Origin of the sequence: Wolbachia endosymbiont (group B) of Hofmannophila pseudospretella (assembly GCF_964028515.1) — a bacterium.
Taxonomy (GTDB): Bacteria; Pseudomonadota; Alphaproteobacteria; order Rickettsiales; family Anaplasmataceae; genus Wolbachia.
The window spans coordinates 985340-1012037 of sequence record NZ_OZ034788.1 but is presented as its reverse complement, the minus strand read 5'-3'; the positions used below and the strand labels follow the sequence as shown (position 1 = coordinate 1012037).

The window sequence follows — 26698 nt, the reverse complement described above, 5'->3', positions numbered from 1 at the left end:
TAATGCGCTGTTTTATAGCTAACACACTATACCACCGTAGCACTACACTAGTAACAGACCGAAGGTTGTCGATATCTCAAGTTAGGCTAGTTATAGCATCCACAATATCGTTTGTAAACCTGTAGCTATATACAATAAATGAACTTTTTTATATATTCGTTGTTAGTATTTTGTATTTCCTGAACAGTTCCGTGAGAAATGATCTCCCCTTCATATAATACTGCTATTTTGTCAGCTATTTTAAATGCACTATGAATATCATGTGTAATCGTGATAATTGTAGGACGAAGATCTTGAGATAATTTTATTATTATCTCGTTTACTACATCTGACATGATTGGGTCTAATCCTGAAGTTGGCTCATCCAATACAATAATTTCTGGGTTGTGTGCAATTGCTCTTGCAAGTGCCACTCTTTTCTTCATTCCACCTGATAGTTCTACTGGAAACATGTCTGCTATGTTTTCTTCCAGTCCAACGTCATTTAACTTCTCGATTGCTAGGCGTTTTGCCTCCTTTATGCTGATATTAAAGCGTTTTTTATAATTAAAAGATATATTTTCCCACACTGTAACATAGTCAAACAAAGCGGAATTTTGAAATAAGACTCCAAATTTATTTTTGCTTTTGCTATTTATTTTAATAGACCCTGAGTCTGGTGTCAATAATCCAATAATTATTTTTGTTAATACAGATTTACCACTTCCTGAGCCGCCAAGTATGACTAATGATTCTCCTTTCGATATATTGAAAGTTATGTTGTTTAATATCGTTCTATCATCAAAGGATAAGCTTAGATTCAATATTGATATTATGGGGCTATGCATGTATTAAAGTAATCAAGTAATTTGCTAAAATTATCAATATAGAGGATATAACAACAGTTGATGTTGTTGCAATACCTACTCCTCGTGCACCTTCCCTACAATGGTAACCGTAATAACAACTTGAAACAGAAATTATGGCGCCAAAAGCAGTCGCTTTCATCAGCCCAACAATAAAATCGTACATATTAAAGAATTGAGCTGTATATTTTATGTATATATTTAAATTGTGGTTAAATTCAAAGACTGCGGTGACATACCCTCCAAATATTCCTATTAGATCTGCACATACTGTAAGTATTGGAAATACTATAACTGACGCTAGAATTCTTGGTACAATTAAATATTTGAAAGGATTGATGTCCAAAGTTGTAAGTGCATCTATTTGTTCAGTGATGCGCATCGTGCCAATTTCTGCTGCAATTGAGGACCCAACCTTTCCTACCATTATTAAGCTGATCAAAACTGGCCCTAACTCTTTAATGATAGTGATCGTAACAAGTTTAGGTACTACTTGTTCTTGATTAATCAATATACCACTTAAGCTACTCTGTAAAACTATCACTGCTCCTATAAAAACTCCAGTGAGCCCAACAATTGGCAAAGAGAAAAAGCCTATCTCTATAATTTGTCTTGCCACATTGCTAAAATAATATGGAGGAATAAAGCAGTGGTATAGAGATTGAATAAAAAATACAAATGCGTTACCAATCCTCAACAGAAAGTTCATAAAGCATCTACCGATTATTCTAACGCTGTCTATATTAAAGGAACTCACTTTACATTTATCTTAGCTAAAATTAGTTTTACTGATTTTATTAAAATTTTTATTAACTTCGCCAGAGTATAGTCAAGATATGTCTTAAGTTCAATATACTTTGATCAAAATGCTTGAGTTTAAGTTTATAAGACTGAATTGTATAAGAAAACCTTACTTATTTCGCTATTTACTTCTTGTAAAAAACATGCTACTAATAAATTGTGTTATATAATTGAATTGGAGTAAGTTTTGGCAGTTCCGAAGAGAAAAAAGTCAAAGTCAAGGCGTAATATGCATCGTTCTCATCATGCTATTAAGCCTAAGAATATTGTGGTATGTGCAACAACTGGAGAATTCATGTTGCCTCACAACATAGCAGTTGACAATAGTTACAAAGGAAAACGTGTTTTCATTAAACAAAAGGCGGAGTAACTCATGATATGTTACCCACGGTTAACAACAACATAGTTATCGCACTTGATGCTATGGGAGGGGATTTTGCACCTCTTTCCGTAATTCAGGGTGCTAGTTTTTTCTTGGATAATCTTGTTGACCCAGGTGTTGAAGTTTTTTTTCATATTTATGGAGATCAGGAAGAAATATCTCCTTTGCTTTCAAAATACAAAAAAGTAAGCGATAACTCCGAATTTACCCATTGCTCTGATAATGTTCTTCCAAATGATAAACCCTCTTTTGCACTGAGACATCGCAAAGATTCAAGTATGAAGGCAGCTGTTGAAGCAGTGAAAAAAGGTAAAGCTTTTGGAATGGTGTCTTCAGGCAACACTGGAGCATTGATGGCTATCTCCAGATTTATTTTAGGAACATTACCCAATATCTATCGTCCTGCTATTGCATCTATCTGTCCAACTAAGACAAAAAGCTTTGCATTGCTTGATCTTGGTGCAAATGTTGACTGTAATACTGACTCATTATTTCAATTTGCATTAATGGGGAGTATATTTGCAAAAATAGCATTAAAAGTTGAAAATCCTGAAGTCGCTTTGCTAAACATTGGTACAGAAGAAGTGAAAGGTACTGACTCAGTAAGAGGAGCTTTTGAGTTACTCAAAAATGCTCCAAGTATTAACTTCAAAGGATATATAGAGGCAAGTGAATTTTTAGATGGTAATATAGACGTAATTGTTGCTGATGGTTTTGTTGGTAATGTAATGCTCAAGACAGCTGAGGCAACTGCTGGTACTTTTATCAGTCTAATAAAACAGGAAGTATTTAATTCATGGATGACAAAAATGCTTGTCGGCATATTGTTGAAACCCAAGCTAAATAAAGCATTAGAGCGTTTTAATCCTAAAATTAGAAGTGGAGCTATGTTTTTAGGGCTAAATGGTATCATTATAAAGAGCCATGGAAATTCTGATGCTATTTCTTTTGCTCACGCTATAAAATTTGCAGTAAATGCAATCAGTGAAAATTTAAACCAGAAGATAATTAACGGGGTAAGTCATATTGAATAAAAGTTTCATATTGAGCACTGGTTCTTACCTACCAAAAAAAATTTTGAGTAATAACGAAATTGCATCGATAGTTGAAACAAACGATGAATGGATAAGGCAAAGAACAGGAATAGTTCAAAGACATATAGCAGATGAAGGAGAACTAACGTCAGATTTAGCTGTTAATGCAGCGAAAAATGCTATAGAAAAAGCGAAAATTTCAATAGATGAAATTGGTTTGATCATAGTTGCAACAACAACACCTGACAAAACTTTTCCTAGCTGTGCAACGATTATACAAAGTAAATTAAAATGTAAAAACGCATTTGCTTTTGATGTACAGGCAGCATGCTCTGGTTTTATATATGCAGTTACAGTTGCTGATTCACTTATAAAGTCTAACGATAGAATTAAATACGCGCTTGTTATTGGTGCTGAAATAATGTCTAGGATTGTTGATTGGGAAGATAGGTCAACTTGTGTACTCTTTGGTGATGGTGCTGGTGCAGTGATAATGAAATCAGAAATGAGTAGCAGTAGCATTATATCAACAAACTTACACTCTGATGGCAATGTGGACTTATTATGTACAAACGGAGGAATATCCTCTACTCGTGATTCTGGAAAGATACTTATGAATGGAAGAGAAGTGTTTAAACATGCAGTAGAGAAATTAACAGCCTCAGTAGAGGAAACTCTAAAATGCAATAGTTTGAAGATTACTGATATTGACTGGTTAATTCCCCATCAAGCAAACATTCGCATTATTGAAGCAGTAGTAAAGAAATTAGATTTTCCTATAGAAAAAGTAATTAATACAGTTGATAAGCATGCAAACACCTCAGCAGCGTCAATTCCACTAGCCTTAGACTATGCAGTACAAGAATCAAAAATAAAGTCAGGAAATCTGATATTGCTGATTTCAATAGGTGCAGGTTTAGCCTGGGGTTCTGTGTTACTGCGCTATTAGACTTCCTATTACCCACGTTTCTTTTTTCTCAGTTTTATCGTTACATGCTGTACTGACAAAGTTTTGAGATATTATCACAAACATTATATTCACAAGAAATACTTGACTTCACGTGTACTAAGAAGCATTTTATATATGATGTGTGCCCGTAGCTCAGTTGGATAGAGCAACAGCCTTCTAAGCTGTGGGTCGTAGGTTCGAATCCTACCGGGCACATTCTTCTATCAATGCTTTCTATAAATTTTCAAGTATTCTGGTACCACATTTTCAATTGCTAGTGGTCTAATTTTCATTGTTCCGAGATCATCTGACTTTTCGATTGAACTATTCATCATAACTTTCACCTGATCTCGAGTAAGTATAGGGCTTGCATCTCCGGTTATAGGTTTTAACAGCACAGAAACAACTTTACTTTCTAAGAAAAAGGCTATCAATCTTGCCATTGGAAAAGGTACATTGATCAGTAGACACTTTCTGTTAGTCACATTCAGAATAAACTTTAATAAGCTTTTAAAAGAGTAAACTTTTGGTCCACCTATATTATAAATTTTTTTATCTTGCTTATTAAAGCTGATAATACGATATACCACTTCAGCTAAGTTTGTTACACATATCGGCTGAAATTTCGTTATTCCACTACCGATTAACGGCAAAAAAGGAAGAATTGTTGCTAATCTTGCAAATTTATTGAAGAAACTATCTTCTTTACCGAATACAAGACTTGGCTTAATTATTATTGCTCCCTGAAATGCTGAAGTTACAGCTTTTTCACCTTCTAATTTACTTTGGGCGTATCTTGACAGCTTACTATTTTCTATTCCCATGGCAGAAAAATGTATCATCATGTATACACTTTTTATTTGCGCAGCTTTTGCTATTCTTTCAGCTACTCCAACATGAACGTCATAGAAATCGTATTTTCTTTTTTCATATAATATTCCTACTAAATTTATAACAACATCACACCCCTCCATACTTTCTAAAATTGATTTTTCATTAAAAAAATCTCCTTCAATTATTGATATTTGTCCTAAATTTCCACATAACTTCAGACAAGCAGCTTTTTCCTGATCACGAGTAAATATTCTTATTAAATACCCCGCCGCTGCCAAGCGTCTTACGATGTGTTTTCCTATAAATCCCGTTCCACCAAAAATAACTATACGTTTTATCACAGTTAAAACTTCCAATAACTTAACTTTAAATTAATACAATAGTTTTATTTAATATTCTATTGTGAATTCCTGCACTATAAGGTCCATTCTCATTCCATGAGAACCTTTAACTAAAATTACATCATTATCTTGAACAATATTAGCTAAATTACTTTTCAATTTGTTAGAATCATCGAAATGCATGCCTTTTATATTCTCCGGTAAAAGTTTATTCAATTCTAACATAAATTTACCAACCGTATGAACTTTATTCACATTTTGTTCTACTATAGAGTCAAGCAATTCTGTATGAAATACTATGCTTTCATTACCAAGTTCTAACATATCGCCAAGTAGTGCCACTTTTCTTAAATTAGAATATGTACCTAAAGTTCTTATTGCAGCCTTCATTGAAGTAGGGTTAGCATTATAGGAGTCGTTAATCAAATGTACTAATTTTCCATTGTATTTAGCTTGATGAACATTACCTCTACCTTCTGTTACAGTAAAATTCTCAAGTACTAGTGGTAATTTAGATAAATCAAGTTCGAGACTTTGCAAAACTGCTGTAACAACTAATGCAGAGTATGCAAAATGTTCGCCTTTTACAGGTAAATTACAGTTCATAATTTGACCATTGTTCAGTTTGATTTTTAAATTTAGACCGTTATCGTCTCTTATTAGGTCTAACAAACAAATAGTAGCACTTTCATTCTTACCAAAGCTTACTACATTTCTGTTAGCATTTGATAAGAGATAATCATAATGTTCATTATCCTTATTCAAAACCAAAGTACCATTATTTTTCATACCATGTAGAATTTCTAATTTCGCTTGCGCAATATCAAGTAGAGATGAAAAATTTTCAACATGCGCAGGTTCAATGTTGGTAATAACTGCAATATCCGGATTGCTAATCTCCGATAACTCTTTTATTTCACCAGCTCTACTCATTCCTATTTCAAGGATTAAGTACTGGCAATCTTCTGGCGCTTTTAGAATCGTAAAAGGCAATCCTATATTATTATTCAAGTTACCTTCATTTACATGAGATACTCCATAATGCAACAAAACAGTGTTAAGCATATCTTTTGTAGTGGTTTTCCCAACACTACCTGTAATTGTGATAACTTTAGCATTAACAAGAATATTTCTAATGTAATATGATGCCATATTATGCAAAGCTTTTAGAGTATCTTGCACAATAATTAGAGGAAAATTTCTATATTTATCTTCGCTTACTACCGCAGCAACAGCTCCTTTTAAAAATGCTTCATGTAGAAAATCATGCCCATCAAATTTCTTTCCCTTGAGAGCAATAAATAAATCACCTTTTTTTATGCTTCTTGTATCCGTTGAAATATTTGAGCTATATACCGAATTACAAACACCCTCCCCTCTTCCGCCAGTAGCATCGATAATATTATTTGCGTTCCATTTTAACATAATTTATCTTTAAAGGTAATTTGAACAAGAAAAGCAGCAAAAATACTACATACTTTGGTAATGTACAAATAATGATTGCTATTTCTATAATTTCATCTTATAATAGATATACAAGCTTAAATATTTTCGTCTATAATTAGGTGTATTTTACCATCTGATTGTAGAAAGTGATTTGGAGGTATGTATGGCAAAAGATGAGTCAAATAAAAAGTCTATTTTGGCTAAGATAAAAGGCGTGTTTTTTCTTGTGCCTAAAGCACTTATTTATCCTATAAAGAAACCGTTTGCTTCAATTGATGAAATGAAGCATGATGCTAAAGTTTCATTAAAAAACGCTGTGAGTGATGTACCTAAAGAAGAAGAGAAATATGACCCACCTATAAAAACCACAGAAGCTAGTAAGTACCTTGGCATACAAATAATAAAACAAGAAAAAGGTAAGGTAAGTTTTTTAGCGTCAAGAACTTTAACGGGGGATATACCTTACTTGAGTCCAGAGAAATTAGATGAAATAAGGGAAGATCTGCCCAATATAACTATTTTTAGAGAAGAAAACAAAATTGTAATTGAAGTTGATGTTGAAAAGATTATCCAAGAAATAAAAGATAAAAATCTAGGTATGGATGAAAAAGTAATGAAAAAGTACGCTCTTGAAGGAATTTATAATAAGATTGATTGTGATCTTAAAAATTTGGCAAAAATTACTGGTGGAGAGTTTAAAGTTCACACAGATCGGAAATTGCTGTATGGTATTGCAGAAAAGTTGTATAGTGGATATGATAGTAAAAAGCAGAAGTCACAGGAAGTTGTAAGGCCTATGGATAAAGAAAAATCATCAGAGAAAATTTTAAATAATTGGCAAAAAGCTATTAAACAAGATTTTGAAAGTTGCGAAAGCATAAGAGGTAGGGGGAAATAAATTATGGAGAGTGTTATGAAAGAAGTTCAAATAGAGGAAAGTTATCATAGCCTAACTGTTCCTGGAGATATGTATCATTTACAACCAGAAGTTATTGCTGCAAGAAGGGCAAATAGAATAGAAACGTTTTCAAAAAGACACCAAATGGACTATGGGTCAGTTTTGCGTGGACAAGATATACAGCTAAAAGACGTTTCAAGTCTTGAAGATGCTTCTAGCGAAGCAGCAATAAGCCCACCTTCTACACCAAATCATAAGCAAAATAGAAGAGGACCAGGAATTTAATAAAGTATGGGTAGTACAGCTTATGATGACACTAATATCTTTGCTAAGATATTAAGAGGTGAGTTGTCTTATGAGGAAATACATAAAAATGAAAATGTGCTAGCTTTTCGTGATAAGTATCCTGATGCACCAGTTCATATTCTAGTTATACCAAAAGCTCAATACGTTTCATACGATGATTTTGTTCTGAAAGCTTCCGAAGAGGAAATAGTAAGTTTTTTTAAAACTGTTAGAGAAATAGCACATAAATATAACTTAGAAAAAACAGGATATAGATTAGTTACTAATCACGGTAAAGATGGAGAGCAAGTTATACCGCACTTTCACATACATATTTTAGGTGGTAAAAGATTAGGAAAGCATGTAAATTCATAGTGTTATATGTTTTTTAAATGAGTGAATATTTAACTATATTAATTTTTATCTGTGTATCAATTGTATTATCCTTTACTTTAGGTGTATTACCTATGTTTCTTGCAGTCAGTAACCCAGATGGTGAAAAGCTTTCTACATATGAGTGTGGCTTTAATCCTTTATCAAGAGCCAGAAAAAGTTTCGACATAAAATTTTACTTAGTTGCAATATTGTTCATAATATTCGATTTAGAAATTGCTTTTCTTTTTCCTTGGGCCGTTTCTTTATCTAAAATAAGCTATTACGGATTTTGGTCTATGATGATATTCCTTGCAATACTTACTATAGGCTTTATTTATGAGTGGTGTAAAGGTGCGTTGGAATGGGAGTAAATTTATCTAATGGCGACTGGAATCGTTACAAAAAAGAAGGTTTTCTTATCACTAAATTTGGTGATTTAATAGATTATATAATGAACTGGGCAAGGTCTGGTTCATTGTGGCCAATGACATTTGGTCTTGCATGTTGCGCAGTAGAGATGATGCACACTGCATCCAGTCGTTATGATCTTGATAGATATGGCATAATCTTTCGTGCAAGCCCAAGGCAAGCAGATGTTATGATTGTTGCTGGCACGTTAACTAATAAAATGGCAGCAGCATTGCGTAAAGTTTATGATCAAATGGCAGATCCCAAATACGTCGTTTCTATGGGAAGTTGTGCAAATGGCGGTGGCTATTATCATTATTCTTACTCAGTAGTCCGTGGTTGCGATAGAATTGTGCCAGTTGATGTGTATGTTCCTGGATGCCCTCCAACTGCTGAGGCGTTGCTATATGGAATGCTATGTCTACAAAATAAAATAAAACGAACTAAAAATATATAGCATGGATAAAACTGCAAAATACATACAAAAAAAGACTAAATGTGAATGTATTCAGAAAAATGATGGCACTATTGTAATATATTCAGCTTTGAATGACATTGAAAATCACTTACTCTTTCTACGTGATGATGAAAAGTGTAGGCTTGAATTATTAGTTGACGTTTTTGGAGTTGATTACCCAGATAGAGAAAAACGTTTCGAGCTAATATACAATTTGCTCAGCGTTGTACACAATATCAGAGTGCACATAAAGCTTCAGTTATGTGAAGGTGATATACCTCTAAGTGTAGCAAAGATATTTAACGCAGCTTCGTGGTTTGAGCGTGAAGTATTTGATATGTATGGAATAGAGTTTTCTGATCACCCAGATTTACGTAGGATTTTAACGGATTATGGATTCAAAGGTCATCCAATGTTAAAAGATTTTCCTCTCACTGGCTACGAGGAAGTAAGATACGATATAGAGGCAAAAAAGGTTGTATATAATCCTATAGACTTACCGCAAGATTTTCGTATGTTTGACAGCTTATCCCCTTGGGAAGGTAGGAAAGCCACAAAAGTAAATATAAAGGAGTAGAAAATGACAGCACAAAGAAAAAAAATATCTTTGATTGGCGCAGGAAATATCGGTGGAACGCTTGCCCATATGATTGCACTAAGAGAGCTAGGAGATATTGTTTTGCTTGATGTCAGCGATGGAATACCACAAGGTAAAGCGCTTGACATTACAGAATCATCTCCTATTGATCGATCTAATGTCAATATTACTGGTACAAATAGGTATGAAGATATAAAAAACTCTGACGCAATTATAATAACTGCTGGCATTGCCAGAAAACCTGGAATGAGCAGAGATGACCTTCTGCAAACTAATGCTGCAGTAATGAAAGAGGTTGGGGAAAATATTAAAAAACATTCTCCAAACGCATTTGTAATAGTGGTTACCAATCCTTTAGATGCTATGGTTTCAGTAGTACACAAATCTTCAAGTCTGCCAACTAATATGATTGTTGGTATGGCAGGAGTGCTTGACTCTGCTCGTTTTCGTTATTTTCTTGCAAGTGAGTTAAATATTTCTGTCGAAGATGTATCTGCTTTTGTGCTTGGAGGACATGGTGATACTATGGTACCACTAATCAATTATGCTTCAATTGCTGGCATTCCACTTACCCAAATCATTGAGATGGGTTTGATTACGCGAGGAAAAGTTGATGAAATAGTTGAGCGCACTCGTAATGGTGGAAAAGAAATAGTTGATCTACTTAAATCTGGATCTGCATACTATGCTCCTGCATCTTCAGCCATAAGCATGCTAGAATCATACTTAAAAGATAAAAGGCGTATATTACCATGCGCTGCTTATCTTAATGGTGAATATGGTGTGAAAGACTTATTCATTGGTGTTCCTACTATTATTGGCAAAAATGGAGTTGAGAAAATTCTAGAAGTTAAGATGGATGATAGTGAACAAGAGATGTTCAATAAATCTGTAAATGCAGTGGAAGAGCTTTGTCGGCTAAATTAATTGTCCTATATAATTTCTTTGAGCTCAAGTTTTGTAAACAGCTTAAAAAAATTATTTGTAGTTATTTTTGCTACTTGTTCCGGCGATTCATTCCATAATTCTGCTAAACAATTCACAACATATTTCACCATTGCCGGTTCATTTTTTCTTCCTCTGTAAGGCTCAGGAGATAGATAAGGTGCATCAGTTTCAACTAAAACACGTTCACGTGGTACATTTTGTGCAATTTCTCTGAGTAAGCTCGCATTTTTAAAAGTAATAATTCCAGAAAATGAAATGTATAATCCCAAGTCCATAGCTTTATAAGCAAGCTCCTTAGAAGAAGCAAAGCAATGCATTACTCCACTAAAAGCGTCTTTCTTCATTTCTGAATTTAACATATCAATCATCTCACTATCAGCATTTCTAGTGTGAATAACTAAAGGTAATCCCGTTACTCTTGCTGTTTCTATGTGTGATACAAAACTTTCTTTCTGATAGCTTTTGTTATCAGATTTATAAAAATCTAATCCGGTTTCACCGATACTAATTACCTTTTTGCCCTTAGTAAATTCAATCAATTCATCAGCATTTATACACTCACCTTTTTCCACAGTAGTATCAAGCGGATGTATACCAACGGAGCAGTAGACTTGATCATAGGATGAAGAGATTTTTAATAATTTAGGGATATCATTAATGCTTATACATATGTTATGCAAAATTCTCACACCATTTTGCTCTGCTCTTGAAATTACCTTTGGTATTTCATCACCAGAAAAATAAATTAGATGACAATGAGAATCAATTATCATAAATAGATCCTTTTATGATAGAAGAAAACTCTTCTATCACTTTTTTATAAACTTCTTTTTTGAACGGTATGGCACTGGCTACCAAATCATCTACATTTTGCCAACGCCACTCTTTGAACTCTGGATGATCAGTATAGTTAATATTAATATCCTTATCCTTCCCACAAAATTTCATTAAGAACCACCTTTGCTTTTGGCCAGAATACTTCCCATTCCAGCATGTTGGTATAACTTCCTCAGGTAAGTTGTAGTATATCCAATCTTTATTTTGGGCCACAACTTCTGCTTTATCAGTACCAGCTTCCTCCAATAGCTCACGTAGCGCTGCCTGCTCTAGCTCTTCACCATCATCAATTCCACCTTGTGGCATCTGCCAATAAGAGTCACTATCAAAGCGTTTTCCAATAAAAATATTTCCTTGTTTGTTAAATAACATTATGCCAACACAAGGGCGATACTCTTTCTCTTCACTAATCACAAATGCTCTCTGCTGCTAAATTATCTATCATAGAAGTTCCAACTACTTTTTTACTATTCATTTTTTCAACAATTTTTTTTGCAACTTCTTTTGCGCTTAAGTTTGAGTTATCAATTTTAAGTGAACCTTGAGGCACAAATAGTTTCTTTTCTTTAATTCTTCTCATAGCAAAATCTGAATCAGTAATTTTTCTCTCCTGCTCTCTTCCCTTTGATTGAACGCGCTTTACTAGTTCTCCACTATTACAATATAACACCACAGGGAGAATCTCCACATTCATTTTTTTACTTAAATTCACCACTGATTTGTATACTCTTTGATCATAGTAATCACCTTTTATCAATTCGTTTGTAAATATATAATGCTTTGATTCTATATGGTGTTTTTCCAATATTGCTAACATATTCTCTCTAATCACAAAAATTTTTTCCCATATTTCACTTGTAACCTCAGCATTTCTGAAGTCAATCATATCAAATATAATATTATTAAACAGGTTATTGTCTACTATCACCCCATCAATAATATTACACAGCTCTTTTGCAATCGTAAGTTTGCCACTACCTGGAAATCCGATTAAGTAAATGATCATACCATCAGAAAACTATCATATATTACAAATATATGTATTATAAACGTTACACTAGAAGCATATCAAAATAATTCATATTCAGAAATTTTGAGTGTATAATTACAGATAAATTATATAATTTAGAATAATGAATGGTGATACAGAATCAATAAAAAATACAATTGTAGATTTAATAGATCAAAACAAAGGTCAAGATATAGTTACTTTTGATTTGCAGAATAAAACTGTCATTGCAAAATATATGATCATTGCATCCGGTGATTCGAGCCGCCATGTAAAAGCATTAGCTGAGCACGTGATGAAAAATCTCAAGCAATACGATAAAATAGATGTAGAAGGTATGGATGAAGGTAACTGGGTGATTGTGAATTTTCAAGGTATAATGGTTCACCTATTCAGGCCAGAAGTAAGAGAATATTATAAGATAGAAGAGTTATGGAATTGATTATTCAGGTAGCTGTTATACAATTGCTCAAATGTTGTAGTTTTGAAGGCAACTCTTATGAAGTTGGTGGTGTCATTCCAGTGCTTGACACTGGAATCTAGAAAACTTAATCATAAACGAGCACACTATACAACATTTTTGATGAAATTTCATAATAAACTGGATTCCAGCGTCAAGCACTGGAATGACGCCATCGTTAACAACACCGTTTACACACAAAATAACATATTATGAAACATAAATCCGAGTTTTTAAACTTCATTCAAGAAAGAGGATACCTATATCAATGTACAAACATTGATAGGTTAGACCAGCTATTATCACAAGATAATTATATAATTGCATACATTGGGTTTGATTGTACGGCACCAAGTTTGCATATTGGCAGTCTCATTCAAATCATGATGCTCCGTCACCTACAAAAATTCGGTTATAAGCCAATAGTTCTACTTGGAGGTGGCACAACAAAAATTGGTGACCCATCTGGTAAAGACAAAGCAAGAAGCGTCTTGCCGATAGAAGATATCAATCAAAATATACTTGGTATAAAGAAAACCCTCGAGAAGATGATATCTTTCGATTATGGAAAAACTGGTGCAATCATAGTAAACAACGCAGATTGGTTAGATAACATAAAATATATAGACTTTTTGCGTGATATAGGGACACATTTTTCTGTAAATCGCATGTTAGGCTTTGATAGTGTGAAAATTAGGCTAGATAGGGAGCAAAATCTAAGCTTTCTCGAGTTTAATTACATGTTGTTACAAGCCTATGATTTTGTCGAGTTGAATAAAAAATATGGCTGTTGTCTGCAAATTGGAGGGTCGGACCAATGGGGAAATATAGTAAACGGAATTGAACTTGGCAAAAAGTTAAATTTACCTGAGCTGTTTGGTCTTACCACACCTCTTTTATTAAACGCACAAGGAAAAAAGATGGGCAAAACTGAAAGTGGGGCAGTATGGCTTGATGGCAGTATGCTAAATTCTTATGACTACTGGCAATATTTTCGCGATGTTGATGATCAAGATGTTGGTCATTTCTTGAGACTTTTTACTGATTTACCAATTGATGAAATTAAAAAATTAGAGTCCTTGAAGGATCAAGAAATAAATGAAGCAAAAAAGGTCTTGGCAACAGAGGTAACAAGAATATGTCATGGTGATAAAGAAGCAGAAATTGCACGACTTACTGCAATCTCTGCTTTTGAAAATCAAGACAGTTCATTGCTTTCTGGTTACACTATCACAAGAGAACAAGTTACAAATGGCATACTCCTGATAGACTTGCTGCATGACACCGGTTTTGAACCTTCAAAAGGTGCAGCAAAGCGTTTAATACAGGGAAATGGATGTAAAGTTAATGATAATACTATAAATGATATTAACTATATAATAAACTCTGAAAGCTTTAAAGGTCAGCCATTTATCAAATTATCTGCAGGAAAGAAACGTCATATTAGAGTTATGGTGGGTGAAGTAAGAAAGTAAATTTGTCTCTGTTCAGCAGAGTGGTAAAGTAAGGTAGGCGAGAAAAGACAATTATAGGGACAAATGGATATCATTGAAACAGCTGACACTGTGGCAGAATCGCTAGGTAACCCTACTATTGCTAGCAGTTTCTTGTGCTAAGATTGGTTTATCAACTTGAGTATCAGGCTTTGACAATTTATATATAGCATTGCCAACTATTAGTGCTGTTGCTGTAATTGCAACTACTGCTATAACTATAGGTATTAACTCAGCTGTAATTGCTCCGGCTGTAAAAAGTGCTATAGATATAGCAGTACCTAATAATGCAGTTACTCCACCGGCAATCCACCCTTTCTTAATTGCTGAACGATTAAGATAGTGTAAAGGAGTCTCTCCCCATATATCTACTGAATTAACATCGGCACCTTTTTTTATTAGAGCATCTACCATGACCATATTGCCACGTAAAGCAGCCCAATGTAAAGGAGCCCTTCTCAATATATCTACTACATTAACATCGGCACCTTCTTTTATTAGAGCATCTACCATGACCATGTTGTCACATAAAACAGCACCACATAAAGGAGTCTTTCCTCCTGCACCTTTTTCATTAACATTTGCACCTTTTTCTATGAGAGCGTTCACTATATTTTCTAGGTTACAGAAAGCAGCTAAATGCAAAAGAGTCACTTTTTCACCATCTTTAAACACATAATTTATATCAAAGCCAGACTTTTCCCACTTTTCATATTCCTTTGAATATCTTTTCAGCTCATTTTGTATTTTTTCAATTACGTTATCTTTGCTTAAATCTTTGTCAACATTAACTAAACTCAATAATTCGTGCCAATTTGAAATTTCCATTGCCACAACCTTACCTTTAATTTTCAATAATATATTTAATTATATGATAAGAAGTCAATTTAAATAAATTACACATACATGGAACTTATCAGATAAATATATAATATGAACTAGATTTCAGCGGGCTTTGTTGCATCACTATCTATAAAAGGCTAACTATACAAGCAACTTATTGAAAATCTTATTTTTTGCAATCAATCCGATCAAATTTAAGAATAGTAATTTATTGTTTGTACTAGTAAATTTAATTCTACTTAAAATAGCTAAAGCATTGAAATTCTTGAATTCTAGCTAGATTAGTGAATGATAGTAAAACTTCTTTTACTTAAATTTAGATATTTACTGACTGTCCTTACTATAAATGCTAGAATAATAAGCTATTGATATTCAACATTTTTATCTTTTATCCACCGTAGATAGCGATGCAACAAAGCCCAATGGCGTCAACTTAAGGAAAGATGTTAAGGAGTAAAATACTGTAAAAAATAGGACCTTTGGTTTCTATTTTATTTCAATAAAGAAGATATCAGTAAAGCTTATCTATTAAGGTGTCACATAGAGGAGTGCTATAAACGACTCAAAGTAGAAGCAGAATTAGAGAATTTTTCTGGGATAAATTTAGAAACAAGAATTTTGTGCAAACTTGGTCATGTGCAATACTTCATATGTGTGATGCACAAGAACCTTGGAACCCAGATCAAATTGCTGAGTATCGTTTAAATTTTTCAGTTTTATTTGGTGTAATGAGACAGAAACTTTATCAGGTGCTTATTAGCACCAAAAAACTTTCAAACCCTTTTTAAAATACGCACTAAAGTTAACGTGAAGATTGTATAGCCGCAATAAAGTAGATAAGCCTAAACGCCATAATGTCTTTAGGAGAGCTTGCTAATTTATTCTCTTAAGTTAACGCCATTGCCTGAACAGATACATAAAAAAGTAGTACTTGCAAGAAAGAGTTACTTAAGAAATTAATTAACTTTGCTATTTTCTCTAACATACCTAGAAGAAATAGATACATTATCTAATGCAGTCCTAATACTAGCATTGTTCTCATTAACAACTACAGCTAGCTCACAAGCATTCAAAGTATATCTACCATATGGAAACAGTACAGTTCAGTAAATGCACCTTGTAGCATGCTACTATTTTTAGCTCGTATTAAAATAGAATTGACACATTCATTATTACCTTTATATATAGCAAAGGCAAATGGTTTAATGACATACGTCACGCCTGGAAGCTGCACAATATCTTTAGAAGTAAGGATATTTCGTAGTGTATCACTATTTTGAACTCGTATTAAAATAGAATTGATACATTCGTTATTGCCTTTATATATAGCAAAGTTAAGTGGCGTTAAAGTATACGCTATAATATTTAAATACTGTACAATATTTCTAGAAGCAAGAATATCTTGTAATATACCATTTTCTTGGGCTTTTGTTAAAATAACATTAATATACCTTCCCTTATTATGATGTATGGCAAAGCCAAGCGATGTTAAGGTGTACATCAAACCATTTTGATAGTTTATAATATTTGCAGTAGTAAGAATATCTTGTAGTATACCATTGTTTTGAGCTTGTTCTAAAATAGAATTAACACATTCATTATTGTCTCTATGTATAGCTAGGCTAAGCAGTGTTAAAGTGCGTCCTCCATCTGTTGGAAATCGTGTAGTATATCAAGTGATATAGAACTTTTAGTAAATCATTTCTTGAAGCTGCTTTCAAGATATTACTGATGCTCCTTCCATTCCATATGGATCTTTTTAGCTAAAAATACAAATCTTTTTGTTTTCATGTTAAATTTTGATGATTTAGCATATTTTTGTAACCTCGCTTTAAAGTCAATGTAGTTTAATTATTAAAATTAATGTGTCAATATACACCAGAGTGATATTAAAGGATTTTTGATGAGTAGAAGTAACCTCTGTGCAAAAAGTTCCTTATGAACCTGAGCGTTCAGGAAGGACAAGGTAATCAGAAAGTAATTCTATTTACTTGTAGTCTAGGAGGAATAGATACATTATCTAATGCACTACTAATCCTAGTATTCCTTTCATTAATCGCTGCAGTTGGTTGAAAAGTGGCACAGATATATCGTGGTATGTCATTAATTCGTACTATAATAGAATTAATACATTCAATATTACCTTTATGTATAGCGATGCCAAGTGGCGTTAAGCTGTACGTCTGATCAGTTGGAGATATTACAGCATTGTGATTAGCAAGAATATCTTGCAATATACCACTATTTTGAGCATGAGTTAAAATCGAATTAATATGTGCATGATTACCCTCATGTATAGCAAAGCCAAGTGATGTTAAGCTATACGTCCAACCACCTGGAGAATACAAAGTATTTTTAGCAGTAAGAACTTCTTGCAATATACCACTATTTTGAGCATGAGTTAAAATCGAATTAATATGTGCATGATTACCCTCATGTATAGCAAAGCCAAGTGATGTTAAGCTATACGTCCAACCATCTGGAGAATACAAAGTATTTTTAGCAGTAAGAACTTCTTGCAGCTTACCATTATTTTGAGCTTGTCTTAAAATAGAATTAACATATTCATTGTTATTTCTATATATAGCAAGGCCAAGCAATGTTAAAATGTATGTCCAACTATTCAGAATATCTTGCGATACAACATTATTTTGAATCATTGTTGAAATGTAGTTACAAAATTCCTTATTATTTTCATATATGGCAAAGCTAATTGGTGTTAAAATATGCGTCAGACCATCTGAAAATTGTAAAATATTTTCAGCAATAAAAACGCCTTGCAGCATATCATTATTTTGAGCTTTTTCTAAAATAGAACTGATACATTCTTTATTACCTTTATATATAGAGAAACTGAGTGGTGTTAAAGCATACTCCATAGTATTGAAATACTGTACAATATTTCTAGCAGCAAGAATATCTTGTAGTATTCCACTGTCCTGGGCTTTTGTTAAAATATCATTAATATATCTTGGCTTATTGTGATTTATAGCAAAGCCAAGCGATGTTAAGGTGTACATCAGACCATCTTGATAGTTTATAATATTTTCAGTATTAATAATCTCTTGCAGTGTACCGTTATTTTGAGAATGTATTAAAATAGAATTAACGCATTCGTCATTACATTTGAATATGGCGAGGCTAAGTAGTGTTAAAGTGCGTTCCCCACCTCTTGGAAATCGTGTAGTATATCCTATTGTAAGAACTTTTAGTAAATCATTCTCTGAGGCTACTTTCAAGATATTATTAATTCCCCCACCATTTGATATTACCTTTTTCAACTTAAAATGCAAATTTCGTTGTACTTGTGTTAAGTTGTTATCATTTAGCATATTCTTGTAACCTCGCTTTAAAGTCAGTGCAGTTTAATTATTCTATGTTAGTATACACCAATAGAAAAAATTTCATCATATGTTCTGGAAAAAATTTACACAGGTTAATGAGGAAATCGTAAGAGAGAGCCTAAAAAAGGTTATAGAGAAGAAAAGTGGTAAGAATGTTGGTGTAGTATCCTCAATTGTTATTAAGGGTAAAGATGTTGCTTTTGCTCTTGAAGTTACTGAACCAAATGAAGAATTAAGAAAAAATTGTGAGCAAGCTGTTAAGGCGATACCGGGAGTAGGAAAGGTTACTGTAGTTGCTACTGGTCAAAAACAAGCTAGGCAACAAAAAGCTAAACTTCATATCGAAGGAGTGAAAAATATAATTGTCGTTGCTTCTGGTAAAGGAGGTGTGGGTAAGTCGACAGTTGCACTAAATCTAGCTCTTTCGTTAGCAGAATTAAAACATAAAGTTGCGCTAGTTGATGCAGATATATATGGTCCTTCGATTCCTAAAATGTTGGGCACTGAGAAATTAAAACCAGAAATACAGAGTGGTAAAGCAATGCCTATAGAGAAACATGGTCTCTATACTATTTCAATTGGCTATTTTATTGATAAGGACCGCGCAGCAATATGGCGTGGACCTATGATCACAAAAGCACTTTACAATTTGCTAATGGGAACAAGGTGGTCTGATATAGAATATTTAATCATTGATACACCGCCTGGCACTGGCGATGTACATTTAAGTCTGATGGAGAATTTTAGTTTAACTGGAGCAATAATAGTTTCAACTCCACAGGAGCTTGCTTTAGTTGATGCACAAAAAATTTATGATATGTTCACAAAGCTCAGCGTGCCAATTATCGGCATTGTGGAAAATATGAGCTATTTTGTTCAAGATAATTCAAAAATACACATATTTGGAAAAGGTGGTGCAAAAAAAATGTCTGAAGAGCTGGGAGTCAAACTCTTGAGCAGAGTTCCTCTAGATCCGCAAATATGTAGTGCTTCTGATTGTGGAAATCCTTCAATACTAAGTGAGGATTTAGTAAGGATTTATGAAGGCATTGCTAAAGATGTTAGGTCTTTTGTATGCAGTCTATAAAGTTTTTTAAACTACTTTTAAAATAGGTAGAATGTAATTTTAGGTGAATAAAATATTTTAAATGGCAGCAGCTACCTCGTATCTGGACAGACAATAGACTTCTTGGATAACTTAAGAAACAAGTAGTAGAAGCAATATTAGAGAAGGTATAAATTTTGAGCAGGTAAGTAAACTTGATGAAGAGAAGCTTCGAAGACTAAGAGGAGTAAAAAGAAAAACATTGGAAAAATAATAGAAATTTTAATAGAGGAAGAGGCCAAGAAAAAGGCAAGAGGAGGAAAACCAAATAAACAATGCATATTTATTAATAGCACTCGAATATTTGTGTAAATACCGTACATATTTCCATATAGCGCAAAGCTATGGAATAAGTGAAAGTTCTTGCTAACGGCTGAATAGAAGATGCATTGATAAAACATCCAGATTTCAGGAAGATAAAGAGCTATTAAAGTTAAATAGGAGTATGCAAAAGTTTTATAAAAAGGGAATGTTCAACTCCCCCATAGAAGATCAAAAAGTATCCTTAGGTTATCCAAGAAGTCTATTGTTGGTAAACATAAAAGGCCTATTTGCCTTTTTATCTAGTTTATGCAGGAGGTCTAATATTTATTGTTGAGTGTGATTTTAGGCATTTCTGCTAAAACGCAACTTTTAAATCGCCAAAATTTCTCCTTGCCTTTACTAATTCCGATTCTTGGAGTGCACACATAATCTGGTTTGAGGTGATATTCATAGAGACAAAATTCATGACTTATAGTAAGGTCTTGTTTATTATGTTCTTTTGTAATGTTTAATTTTTTGCACAGTATGCCTGGCCCGCCTAAATTTGCTTCAAGCGGTTCAGTGAGCTTTAATCCTCGTATTAACACTGCTGCTGGGAATCCTTCTGCTTCTGTTACAATATTTAGACAATAGTACATTCCATATATAAAATATACGTACGAAAACCCTGGCGTACCAAACATTACTGAGGTTCGATTAGTATAGCCTCTTGCTGCATGACAAGCTGGGTCATCCATTCCTATATACGCTTCAACTTCAGTTATTATTCCACTAAAATGAGAAAATTTCAGCATCTTCCCTAGCAGCTCCCCAGCTACGGTTAAAGTTGGCCGTTCATAGAAATTTCTTGGTAATATTGTGTTATTCATCATAGAAGTACAAGTTACTTACATTTGTAAGCAAGTTATACTATTTTTGCTTTTTCTTATTTATTTAGTCAAGAGCATCTCTGAGAAGTAGAAGTTGGTGTTGTTGTCACATTTGTTACATCTGTTGAAGGCTGCTGTAAAACCTTGACTGATTCAGAGCTCTTTTGTTGCAATTGCGGTACTAACGCTTCATATAAAGATTTTGGCTCACGTCTCTTACCTATTTTGACTTCTTTATTTGCATGCAACTGCTCTGCAGTAACACCGTTGCCTTCAAGGAGAGTTACACCATTCTTACCATCAATGTTAACTTTAATTTTGCATTCTCTTCCATCAACATACCACTTTAAAGTCATTTCATATAACCCACTAATTATTTCATAAACTCTTTCCTCATTATCACTATCATTATTAATATAGCAACATGCCCCTCTCTTTTTTTCTTGATTAGGATGACAAAATGTAATTGTTCTTACACCATACTCTTTACATATACTACCGCCTAGAAGTTTAGCTATATCTACTCCTTCTTTATTGGCATGTAGCACAACTCTCACGGTGGGGTAAACAATACTATCTTCCCTTTTGCCTTCTTTTATCATTATGGATCCTATAGTATGATTTTTCATACCTTCAGATATCTCTGCTTTAATTTGGTCAGCAATTTTACCTATGATCTCTTTGCCATGATAGTGAGATTCTCCTTTCTTCGGAGAAAAAGGCTCTTTGTTCGTAGTATTAGTGTCTGGATCATTCTGTAACTCAAAGAATTCATCCCATTCTTCATCATTGTCTAATTTGATATATCCACGCTTATTCTTGCCTGATGCTGCATTCTGAATACTAGACGATCCTTCTGTTACAGTTGTACCAGAGCTATTGCTTTTACCTTTTAGAAGAACAAGATGCTCTTCTGACCTTTCTTCCTTACTCAACTTTGAAGCTGCATCACCAAAAGAAGGTTTCTCTACTATATGCGTGTAAGAATTTTTAACTCTACTCTCATTATCAGGTACTGTAGTAGCCCACAAAAGCTTTTTAATATAATCTAACATATGCCACCTCTTACCATTAACAAAATATTAGTATGCAAATTTTATCATAATTCATCAACAACTAATTTATCATAAATAAAATGAGCTGCTAAAAAGGTATAAATTGAGGTTAGGTAAAGCTTTTGGTATAATACCTAGTCAATTTGGATAGGCAAGTGATCTTAGCTACAAAGACGTTTTTTATCTCATTTATTTTTGGGTTTATTCTCTTTCCCTATTTTATAAAACTTCTAAAAAAGATAAGTAAAGATGGACAACCAATCAGATCATATGGACCAGAAAGTCATTTAATAACAAAAAAGAATATACCACCTATGGGTGGAATAATAATACTCACTTCTGCTTTATTACCAATCTTGTTTTGGACTCAATTAACACAAGAAATTTTATTTTTAGTATTTATAACCCTATTTTTTGCTCTACTTGGATTTATTGATGACTATTTAAAATTGAAGACAAATCACCACCGAGGTTTAAGTGCAAAAACCAAAATACTTATTCAGTTTGTCGTTACTCTGGTCTGTATGTTTATACTTAAGCTACAATCTGCTGAAGGTTTTACAAAAATTTCTCTATTTAGAGAAGTAGCAATCGACCTTGGCTATCCATATCTTCCGTTTGCTGCATTTGTTATTGTTGGCTCTGCCAATGCTGTGAATCTCACAGATGGTTTGGATGGCCTTGCTGCAACTCAAGCCATTACTTCCTTTGCTTTTTTGGGACTAGTTGCATACATCACTCAGACAGATGTAAACATTACTTTATTCTGCATTGCATTTATAGGAGCTATTTTAAGTTTCTTGTGGTTTAACACACATCCAGCAAAAATATTTATGGGTGATGTTGGAAGCCTATCAATCGGTGCAGCTTTAGGACTCACTAGTGTTTTAATTAAAAAAGAAATGCTTTTTGCCATTATTGGAATAATCTTTGTAATAGAGACTTTATCTGTGATTATTCAGGTATCATATTTTAAATATACAAAATTTAGATATGGAGCAGGAAGAAGAATTTTCCTTATGACACCAATACATCATCACTTTGAAAAGAAAGGGTGGTCAGAAAATACAATAGTTATAAAATTTTGGATAATTTCTATCGTTTGTTCGATTTTTGCTTTAATTTTCTTATTATAGGAACTATGAAATATCCAGATTTCACATTAGAAAATACATTATCAGGAATTATAGCAGGAGTAGATGAAGTTGGAAGAGGTCCGCTTGCCGGTCCAGTGATATCTGCAGCTGTAATATTTACTGATAGAGATACGGTTATTGATGGAATAAACGACTCAAAAAAGCTAACCCCTAAGTGTAGGCAAGTTCTATACGAAAAAATAACGTCTGTTGCAAAATTTGGTATAGGAATGGCAAGTGTAGAAGAGATAAACTCATACAATATCTTGCAAGCAACAAAGCTTTCAATGAAACGTGCGCTGGTAAATTTAGATTTAGAACTAGATTATGTGTTAGTTGATGGTAACCAACCACTTGAAGTGAAATGGCAAACAAAGTCTGTAGTGAATGGTGATAGTTTAAGTATATCAATTGCAGCCGCTTCAATCGTTGCAAAAGTTACAAGAGATCGGCTTATGGAAGAATTGCATAATAAACATCCTCAATATAATTGGTATAAAAATAAAGGATATGGAACAAAAGAACACCTCAGCGCTATTGGCCTTCATGGAATTACGAAGCACCATAGAAAGAATTTTGCACCTATAAGAATAATATAGCCTTTAATCACTTACCTTTTTTGAAAGGTATGTTTTCATTAAATAGGCAGACTGTACTTGATCCGTTTCTTAAGGTAAATACCGAGCTTACTCTTTCAATTATCAGGTAGTCATCAACTGTACGAAAATTTATCAAGGACTCATATCCTGCAGAATCAACCATAAAAACTGCCGGAAAATCAGAGTTTATTTTATTAAATTGTAGATATGTAAATTTTCCGTCATCAAAAACCTTAATTGGTATTATTGATTGACTGCCTTCAACGTGCGAGATGGAATAGTTAAAATTCAAGCCTTTCTTTATAATCTCAATATCACTTATATCAGGGATAGTGGTATGACTAGCTTGCTCTAGAATATCACCGTTACTCGTTGAATAAATTTCATCACTGTTGAACAGTGGATAAAGAAACCTTACTTCATATGCTAACCTTGGATCATCTAGCCCGTTTGCTTCTTCAGCATGAAACTCGAAATAATAAACTCTTTTATTGGTAATTATAGTTGCATTAGTATCGGCAATATCATCTATAGGCTTAATAAATAATCTATTACCTTGAGGAAGGAGTTGCCAACCGGTTGCATCACCCATTGAAAGACTCTCTATTACCTCCCCTGGCTCAAACAATATGCTGGATTGATAACCATAAAAGCCCGTGTACTTATGTATAGCCTGTGGATTATAATTCATTACCTTTATGTGGTTATCACCAGCTATTGGTCGTGGTTCCTGTTTTGCAAGTGCATCACCACCACAAAAAAATAATAGTGCAACAAAGAGTAACCTAATCATAGTATCAAAATAAACTGATCTTTATTTTATCATTGATAGACATGTACTGCAACTGTCAAGCTATCCCAGTAGTAAGCGACAGAAAATGCAAGCTTCATAATAATTCATTACTGCAGGAAAAAGCAGGAAAAAATTCTTTAAACATTATTTTCATATATGTTAAAATGAGTTGTGATACCAAAATCCATTACTGACCGAACAAATAAGAAACATTACAAACTCGTTTAATAGTAGTACTGGAAATATTGACAATAAAATTACACAAAACATCTTCAAGTAAACCTATGGTATCGTAGATACTATTGCGTAAAGTATTGTATTTGATATATTGCCACAACCTTTCAACAGGATTCAGTTCCGGTGAATAAGGAGGCAAGTATATGATGGTAATGTTTTCCTGAATTTTCAAACTTTTTGATCTATGCCAACTTGCACAATCCATTACAAGAAAGGCTTCTTTCGTGCCTAAATCTTTCGACATCTGCTCCAGAAATATATTCATACAATCAGTGTTTACATATGGAGCAAGTAGGCTAATTTTCTTACCACTTCTTGGATTTACCGCACTGTAGATATAGAAATTTTGTCTACCAATTTTCATTTTAACCTGTGTTCTGACCCCTTTTTTAAACCATCCGTGTCCGATTTTTGAATGAGTTCCAAATCGTGATTCATCAAAAAAATACCTCCTTTTCAGGGTGGGAATTGACTATTTTATTGAAGTATTTTTTAAACTCTTCTTGCTTGTTTTTATCTTGTTTATGGTGAATTGGCCTCGGTGTTATGTAAGAAAACTTCATCCTTTGTATCTCACGGTGCACTGTTGATTTGCTAATGTTTAGGCCAAATTCCTCTGAGATTTTTATTTGCACTTCCTTAATAGTAATATTTGGATTTCTTTCTACCCATATTTCAATTTGCTCACGTTGATTTTTGTTTAATTTGCTTTTTCTTCGCCGCTGAGACGGGGAAAATAATCTTTCTACTCTACCAAATTTTAGATGCTTTATCCATTCAGTCAAAGCAGTCCTTGAAATTTTACATATTCTTGCCACAGCGCTTATACTACTTTCTTTTCCTGCTATCACCGCTTGTAACTTTTTTGAAACATATGCGTTATTTCTGACCTTTTTTAACATTTCTTTCGCCAAATTTACAACTTTTTCGTCTAATAGTTTTGACCTTAATGCCATTTATACCTCTCTATTTTATCTACTTTAGTATCACTTCTTTCCCATTATTGTCTATCTGTTCTTTATATAGTGGGAATTGGTATGAGGTAAATTAGGGAGTGTTAAATAAACCATACGCGTCAAGTTAAGGAAAAGTGGTATAAGGAAGAAAGGAAATGAAAAAAAACTATTTTATATATTAAGTAATAAAGTTATTAATTTATAGATTCTTCTGAAAAAATTATCTTCTTCTAGATAAGAACTCCCTAAAAAAATAAATGTAACAAATAAAATGCCCATCTCAAATGTTGCTATATTTCACGATATTTCCTTAACTTGACGCGTATGGTTTATTTAACACTCCCTGCAAAGAAATTAACTACAGATTTTATGTCTAGGTTACTCCACAAAATTTTTCCTTTCCTTATCCAAGATTCAAATTTATAGTATCGAGTCCTTTTCATGAAATATGAAGCCATCTCAAGTTATAGTTAAGCCTATATTCAGTGAATTACTTTCACAAGTGCAATTGATTTTAGTGTTATACTGTTCTAACAGTAAAGAAGTCATATAGATAATAATGTCTTTTGTATCCAAACGAATATCATTTTTTTTTGTTAATTTGCTCACTAATAATGTACTTATTGATTTATGTTCATTTACTACTTTTATAGTTAGTAGTGTTTTATCTTCTGTTTTAGTCAGTAAAATAGACACTAATTCAATTTGTGCCACTGCACTGATTATAGCTATCACCATATTGGAAATTATCTTATTTATTTTTTCAATTAAGTTTTCTGTAGGACATTCACTTACTCTCCACTGAAGCTTTACTTTTTTTTTAATAAATAATTTTCTATATTGGATTTAGTCTTAACAAAGCTGCAATTATCTGATGAATGAGAATACGCTTGCTTCATAACTTTGTATTTATATATTAAATCATCAGAGCTTTCTTTAAGCAATGACAATGCTTCGTTTTGCATATTAGGATTGTTTTCTTCAAGCTCTTCCAATCCACCCACTATTCCTTGCATAGAACTAGCAAAATCATGAAGAATTCGTCCTGATAGGCACTCTGTTATTAACATTATGTTTTTATTCATTGGATAAAAGTA

General features: G+C 33.3%; 31 protein-coding genes, 1 tRNA gene and 2 pseudogenes. 18 read left to right on the top strand and 16 right to left on the bottom strand.

Features of this window, described 5'->3' with window-relative positions; all coding sequences use genetic code 11:
- Window positions 1–125: 125 nt before the first annotated feature.
- Together ABWU24_RS04875 and ABWU24_RS04870 are read right to left on the bottom strand one after the other, a co-directional pair.
- Entirely contained in the window at window positions 126–827 is a 702-nt protein-coding gene (locus tag ABWU24_RS04875) for an ABC transporter ATP-binding protein (RefSeq protein WP_015588287.1), read from the bottom strand.
- The gene (locus ABWU24_RS04870) at window positions 820–1602 is read right to left on the bottom strand and encodes an MlaE family ABC transporter permease (RefSeq protein ID WP_012481974.1); all 783 of its coding nucleotides are present in this window, start codon (window positions 1600–1602) and stop codon (window positions 820–822) included. Before ABWU24_RS04870 ends, ABWU24_RS04875 begins: the two co-directional genes overlap by 8 nt.
- Window positions 1603–1833: 231 nt before the next feature.
- Here ABWU24_RS04870 and rpmF point away from each other — a divergent pair, with 231 nt between their 5' ends.
- The 4 genes from rpmF to ABWU24_RS04850 all read left to right on the top strand — a co-directional run bounded on the left by rpmF (window position 1834) and on the right by ABWU24_RS04850 (window position 4227).
- A complete protein-coding gene (rpmF, locus tag ABWU24_RS04865) occupies window positions 1834–2016 on the top strand; it encodes a 50S ribosomal protein L32 (RefSeq protein WP_006014434.1) in 183 nt (60 codons plus the stop codon).
- Window positions 2017–2024: 8 nt separating this feature from the next.
- Window positions 2025–3062, top strand: a complete 1038-nt coding sequence (gene plsX / locus ABWU24_RS04860) for a phosphate acyltransferase PlsX (protein WP_015588286.1) — start codon at window positions 2025–2027, stop codon at window positions 3060–3062.
- A complete protein-coding gene (locus tag ABWU24_RS04855) occupies window positions 3055–4011 on the top strand; it encodes a beta-ketoacyl-ACP synthase III (protein WP_264377619.1) in 957 nt (318 codons plus the stop codon). Before plsX ends, ABWU24_RS04855 begins: the two co-directional genes overlap by 8 nt.
- A 142-nt stretch (window positions 4012–4153) precedes the next feature.
- A tRNA-Arg gene (locus tag ABWU24_RS04850) sits at window positions 4154–4227 on the top strand.
- Window positions 4228–4235: 8 nt separating this feature from the next.
- On the opposite strand, the gene ABWU24_RS04845 is transcribed toward ABWU24_RS04850, so the two are convergent.
- Complete coding sequence (locus ABWU24_RS04845; RefSeq protein ID WP_015588284.1) at window positions 4236–5186, bottom strand: complex I NDUFA9 subunit family protein; 951 nt, start codon at window positions 5184–5186, stop codon at window positions 4236–4238.
- A 48-nt stretch (window positions 5187–5234) separates the two neighbouring features.
- Complete coding sequence (locus ABWU24_RS04840; protein ID WP_135352737.1) at window positions 5235–6611, bottom strand: UDP-N-acetylmuramoyl-tripeptide--D-alanyl-D-alanine ligase; 1377 nt, start codon at window positions 6609–6611, stop codon at window positions 5235–5237.
- A 184-nt stretch (window positions 6612–6795) separates the two neighbouring features.
- Between ABWU24_RS04840 and ABWU24_RS04835 the strand changes: the two genes are divergently transcribed.
- From ABWU24_RS04835 to mdh, 7 genes are read left to right on the top strand one after another with little or no spacing between them, the layout of a single operon-like run.
- A complete protein-coding gene (locus ABWU24_RS04835; protein ID WP_015588282.1) occupies window positions 6796–7530 on the top strand; it encodes a hypothetical protein in 735 nt (244 codons plus the stop codon).
- Window positions 7531–7533: 3 nt separating this feature from the next.
- Window positions 7534–7815, top strand: a complete 282-nt coding sequence (locus ABWU24_RS04830; RefSeq protein WP_341815684.1) for a hypothetical protein — start codon at window positions 7534–7536, stop codon at window positions 7813–7815.
- Between the two features lie 6 nt (window positions 7816–7821).
- Window positions 7822–8190, top strand: coding sequence for an HIT domain-containing protein (locus ABWU24_RS04825; RefSeq protein WP_006014413.1), 369 nt, complete (start codon window positions 7822–7824; stop codon window positions 8188–8190).
- Between the two features lie 17 nt (window positions 8191–8207).
- Complete coding sequence (locus ABWU24_RS04820) at window positions 8208–8561, top strand: NADH-quinone oxidoreductase subunit A (protein ID WP_015588279.1); 354 nt, start codon at window positions 8208–8210, stop codon at window positions 8559–8561.
- Window positions 8552–9055 (top strand): NuoB/complex I 20 kDa subunit family protein, encoded by a 504-nt coding sequence (locus ABWU24_RS04815; RefSeq protein ID WP_015588278.1) that lies wholly within the window; start codon window positions 8552–8554, stop codon window positions 9053–9055. Before ABWU24_RS04820 ends, ABWU24_RS04815 begins: the two co-directional genes overlap by 10 nt.
- A 1-nt stretch (window position 9056) precedes the next feature.
- Window positions 9057–9632 carry an NADH-quinone oxidoreductase subunit C gene (locus ABWU24_RS04810; protein WP_264374529.1) on the top strand — a complete coding sequence of 192 codons (576 nt, stop codon included), beginning with the start codon at window positions 9057–9059 and terminating at the stop codon, window positions 9630–9632.
- A gap of 3 nt (window positions 9633–9635) precedes the next feature.
- Complete coding sequence (mdh, locus tag ABWU24_RS04805; RefSeq protein ID WP_341815683.1) at window positions 9636–10580, top strand: malate dehydrogenase; 945 nt, start codon at window positions 9636–9638, stop codon at window positions 10578–10580.
- 5 nt (window positions 10581–10585) lie between these two features.
- Here mdh and ABWU24_RS04800 read toward each other — a convergent pair whose 3' ends face one another.
- From ABWU24_RS04800 to ABWU24_RS04790, 3 genes are read right to left on the bottom strand one after another with little or no spacing between them, the layout of a single operon-like run.
- The gene (locus ABWU24_RS04800; RefSeq protein WP_135352735.1) at window positions 10586–11374 is read right to left on the bottom strand and encodes a TatD family hydrolase; all 789 of its coding nucleotides are present in this window, start codon (window positions 11372–11374) and stop codon (window positions 10586–10588) included.
- Window positions 11364–11852, bottom strand: coding sequence for an RNA pyrophosphohydrolase (locus ABWU24_RS04795; RefSeq protein ID WP_015588274.1), 489 nt, complete (start codon window positions 11850–11852; stop codon window positions 11364–11366). Before ABWU24_RS04795 ends, ABWU24_RS04800 begins: the two co-directional genes overlap by 11 nt.
- On the bottom strand, window positions 11845–12444 hold the full coding sequence (locus ABWU24_RS04790) for an AAA family ATPase (RefSeq protein ID WP_341815682.1): 600 nt from the start codon (window positions 12442–12444) through the stop codon (window positions 11845–11847). Before ABWU24_RS04790 ends, ABWU24_RS04795 begins: the two co-directional genes overlap by 8 nt.
- A 127-nt stretch (window positions 12445–12571) precedes the next feature.
- On the opposite strand from ABWU24_RS04790, the gene rsfS reads away from it, so the two are divergent.
- Both rsfS and tyrS read left to right on the top strand, forming a co-directional pair.
- Window positions 12572–12889 (top strand): ribosome silencing factor, encoded by a 318-nt coding sequence (gene rsfS, locus ABWU24_RS04785; protein ID WP_015588220.1) that lies wholly within the window; start codon window positions 12572–12574, stop codon window positions 12887–12889.
- A 230-nt stretch (window positions 12890–13119) separates the two neighbouring features.
- A complete protein-coding gene (gene tyrS, locus ABWU24_RS04780; protein ID WP_015588221.1) occupies window positions 13120–14382 on the top strand; it encodes a tyrosine--tRNA ligase in 1263 nt (420 codons plus the stop codon).
- A gap of 102 nt (window positions 14383–14484) precedes the next feature.
- Here the strand turns inward: tyrS and ABWU24_RS04775 are convergent, their stop codons facing one another.
- A complete protein-coding gene (locus ABWU24_RS04775; RefSeq protein WP_041581520.1) occupies window positions 14485–15228 on the bottom strand; it encodes an ankyrin repeat domain-containing protein in 744 nt (247 codons plus the stop codon).
- Window positions 15229–15738: 510 nt separating this feature from the next.
- Between ABWU24_RS04775 and ABWU24_RS04770 the strand changes: the two are divergent.
- Window positions 15739–16120, top strand: a pseudogene (locus tag ABWU24_RS04770) (IS4 family transposase); the annotation flags it as partial.
- Window positions 16121–16312: 192 nt separating this feature from the next.
- Here the strand turns inward: ABWU24_RS04770 and ABWU24_RS04765 are convergent.
- Both ABWU24_RS04765 and ABWU24_RS04760 read right to left on the bottom strand, forming a co-directional pair.
- Entirely contained in the window at window positions 16313–16744 is a 432-nt protein-coding gene (locus ABWU24_RS04765) for a hypothetical protein (protein WP_341815680.1), read from the bottom strand.
- A gap of 469 nt (window positions 16745–17213) precedes the next feature.
- Window positions 17214–18575: a hypothetical protein gene (locus ABWU24_RS04760; RefSeq protein ID WP_341815679.1), complete on the bottom strand. Its 1362-nt coding sequence runs from the start codon at window positions 18573–18575 to the stop codon at window positions 17214–17216.
- Window positions 18576–18654: 79 nt separating this feature from the next.
- On the opposite strand from ABWU24_RS04760, the gene ABWU24_RS04755 reads away from it, so the two are divergent.
- Window positions 18655–19674, top strand: a complete 1020-nt coding sequence (locus ABWU24_RS04755; protein WP_341815678.1) for an Mrp/NBP35 family ATP-binding protein — start codon at window positions 18655–18657, stop codon at window positions 19672–19674.
- Between the two features lie 148 nt (window positions 19675–19822).
- Window positions 19823–20056 (top strand): annotated as a pseudogene (locus tag ABWU24_RS04750) (IS5/IS1182 family transposase); the annotation flags it as partial.
- 217 nt (window positions 20057–20273) lie between these two features.
- Here ABWU24_RS04750 and ABWU24_RS04745 read toward each other — a convergent pair.
- The gene (locus tag ABWU24_RS04745) at window positions 20274–20825 is read right to left on the bottom strand and encodes a DNA-3-methyladenine glycosylase (protein ID WP_341815677.1); all 552 of its coding nucleotides are present in this window, start codon (window positions 20823–20825) and stop codon (window positions 20274–20276) included.
- Window positions 20826–20893: 68 nt separating this feature from the next.
- The gene (locus ABWU24_RS04740) at window positions 20894–21880 is read right to left on the bottom strand and encodes a hypothetical protein (RefSeq protein WP_341815676.1); all 987 of its coding nucleotides are present in this window, start codon (window positions 21878–21880) and stop codon (window positions 20894–20896) included.
- A gap of 155 nt (window positions 21881–22035) precedes the next feature.
- Here ABWU24_RS04740 and mraY point away from each other — a divergent pair, with 155 nt between their 5' ends.
- Window positions 22036–23016, top strand: coding sequence for a phospho-N-acetylmuramoyl-pentapeptide-transferase (gene mraY, locus ABWU24_RS04735; protein WP_341815675.1), 981 nt, complete (start codon window positions 22036–22038; stop codon window positions 23014–23016).
- A gap of 5 nt (window positions 23017–23021) precedes the next feature.
- Window positions 23022–23615, top strand: a complete 594-nt coding sequence (locus ABWU24_RS04730; RefSeq protein ID WP_015588120.1) for a ribonuclease HII — start codon at window positions 23022–23024, stop codon at window positions 23613–23615.
- 7 nt (window positions 23616–23622) lie between these two features.
- Here ABWU24_RS04730 and virB9 read toward each other — a convergent pair whose 3' ends face one another.
- From virB9 to ABWU24_RS04710, 4 genes are all read right to left on the bottom strand, one after another.
- Window positions 23623–24408: a P-type conjugative transfer protein VirB9 gene (virB9, locus tag ABWU24_RS04725; RefSeq protein WP_353274525.1), complete on the bottom strand. Its 786-nt coding sequence runs from the start codon at window positions 24406–24408 to the stop codon at window positions 23623–23625.
- A 187-nt stretch (window positions 24409–24595) separates the two neighbouring features.
- Window positions 24596–25601, bottom strand: a protein-coding gene (locus ABWU24_RS04720) for an IS630 family transposase (protein WP_353274215.1) whose coding sequence is annotated in 2 segments (ribosomal slippage) — window positions 24596–25090 and window positions 25092–25601 — 1005 coding nt in all. Because the reading frame shifts where the segments join, the coding sequence is not laid out codon by codon here.
- Window positions 25602–26060: 459 nt separating this feature from the next.
- Window positions 26061–26426 carry a histidine phosphotransferase family protein gene (locus ABWU24_RS04715; protein WP_341816077.1) on the bottom strand — a complete coding sequence of 122 codons (366 nt, stop codon included), beginning with the start codon at window positions 26424–26426 and terminating at the stop codon, window positions 26061–26063.
- The gene (locus tag ABWU24_RS04710) at window positions 26411–26686 is read right to left on the bottom strand and encodes a hypothetical protein (RefSeq protein WP_012481935.1); all 276 of its coding nucleotides are present in this window, start codon (window positions 26684–26686) and stop codon (window positions 26411–26413) included. Before ABWU24_RS04710 ends, ABWU24_RS04715 begins: the two co-directional genes overlap by 16 nt.
- Between the last annotated feature and the right edge of the window lie 12 nt (window positions 26687–26698).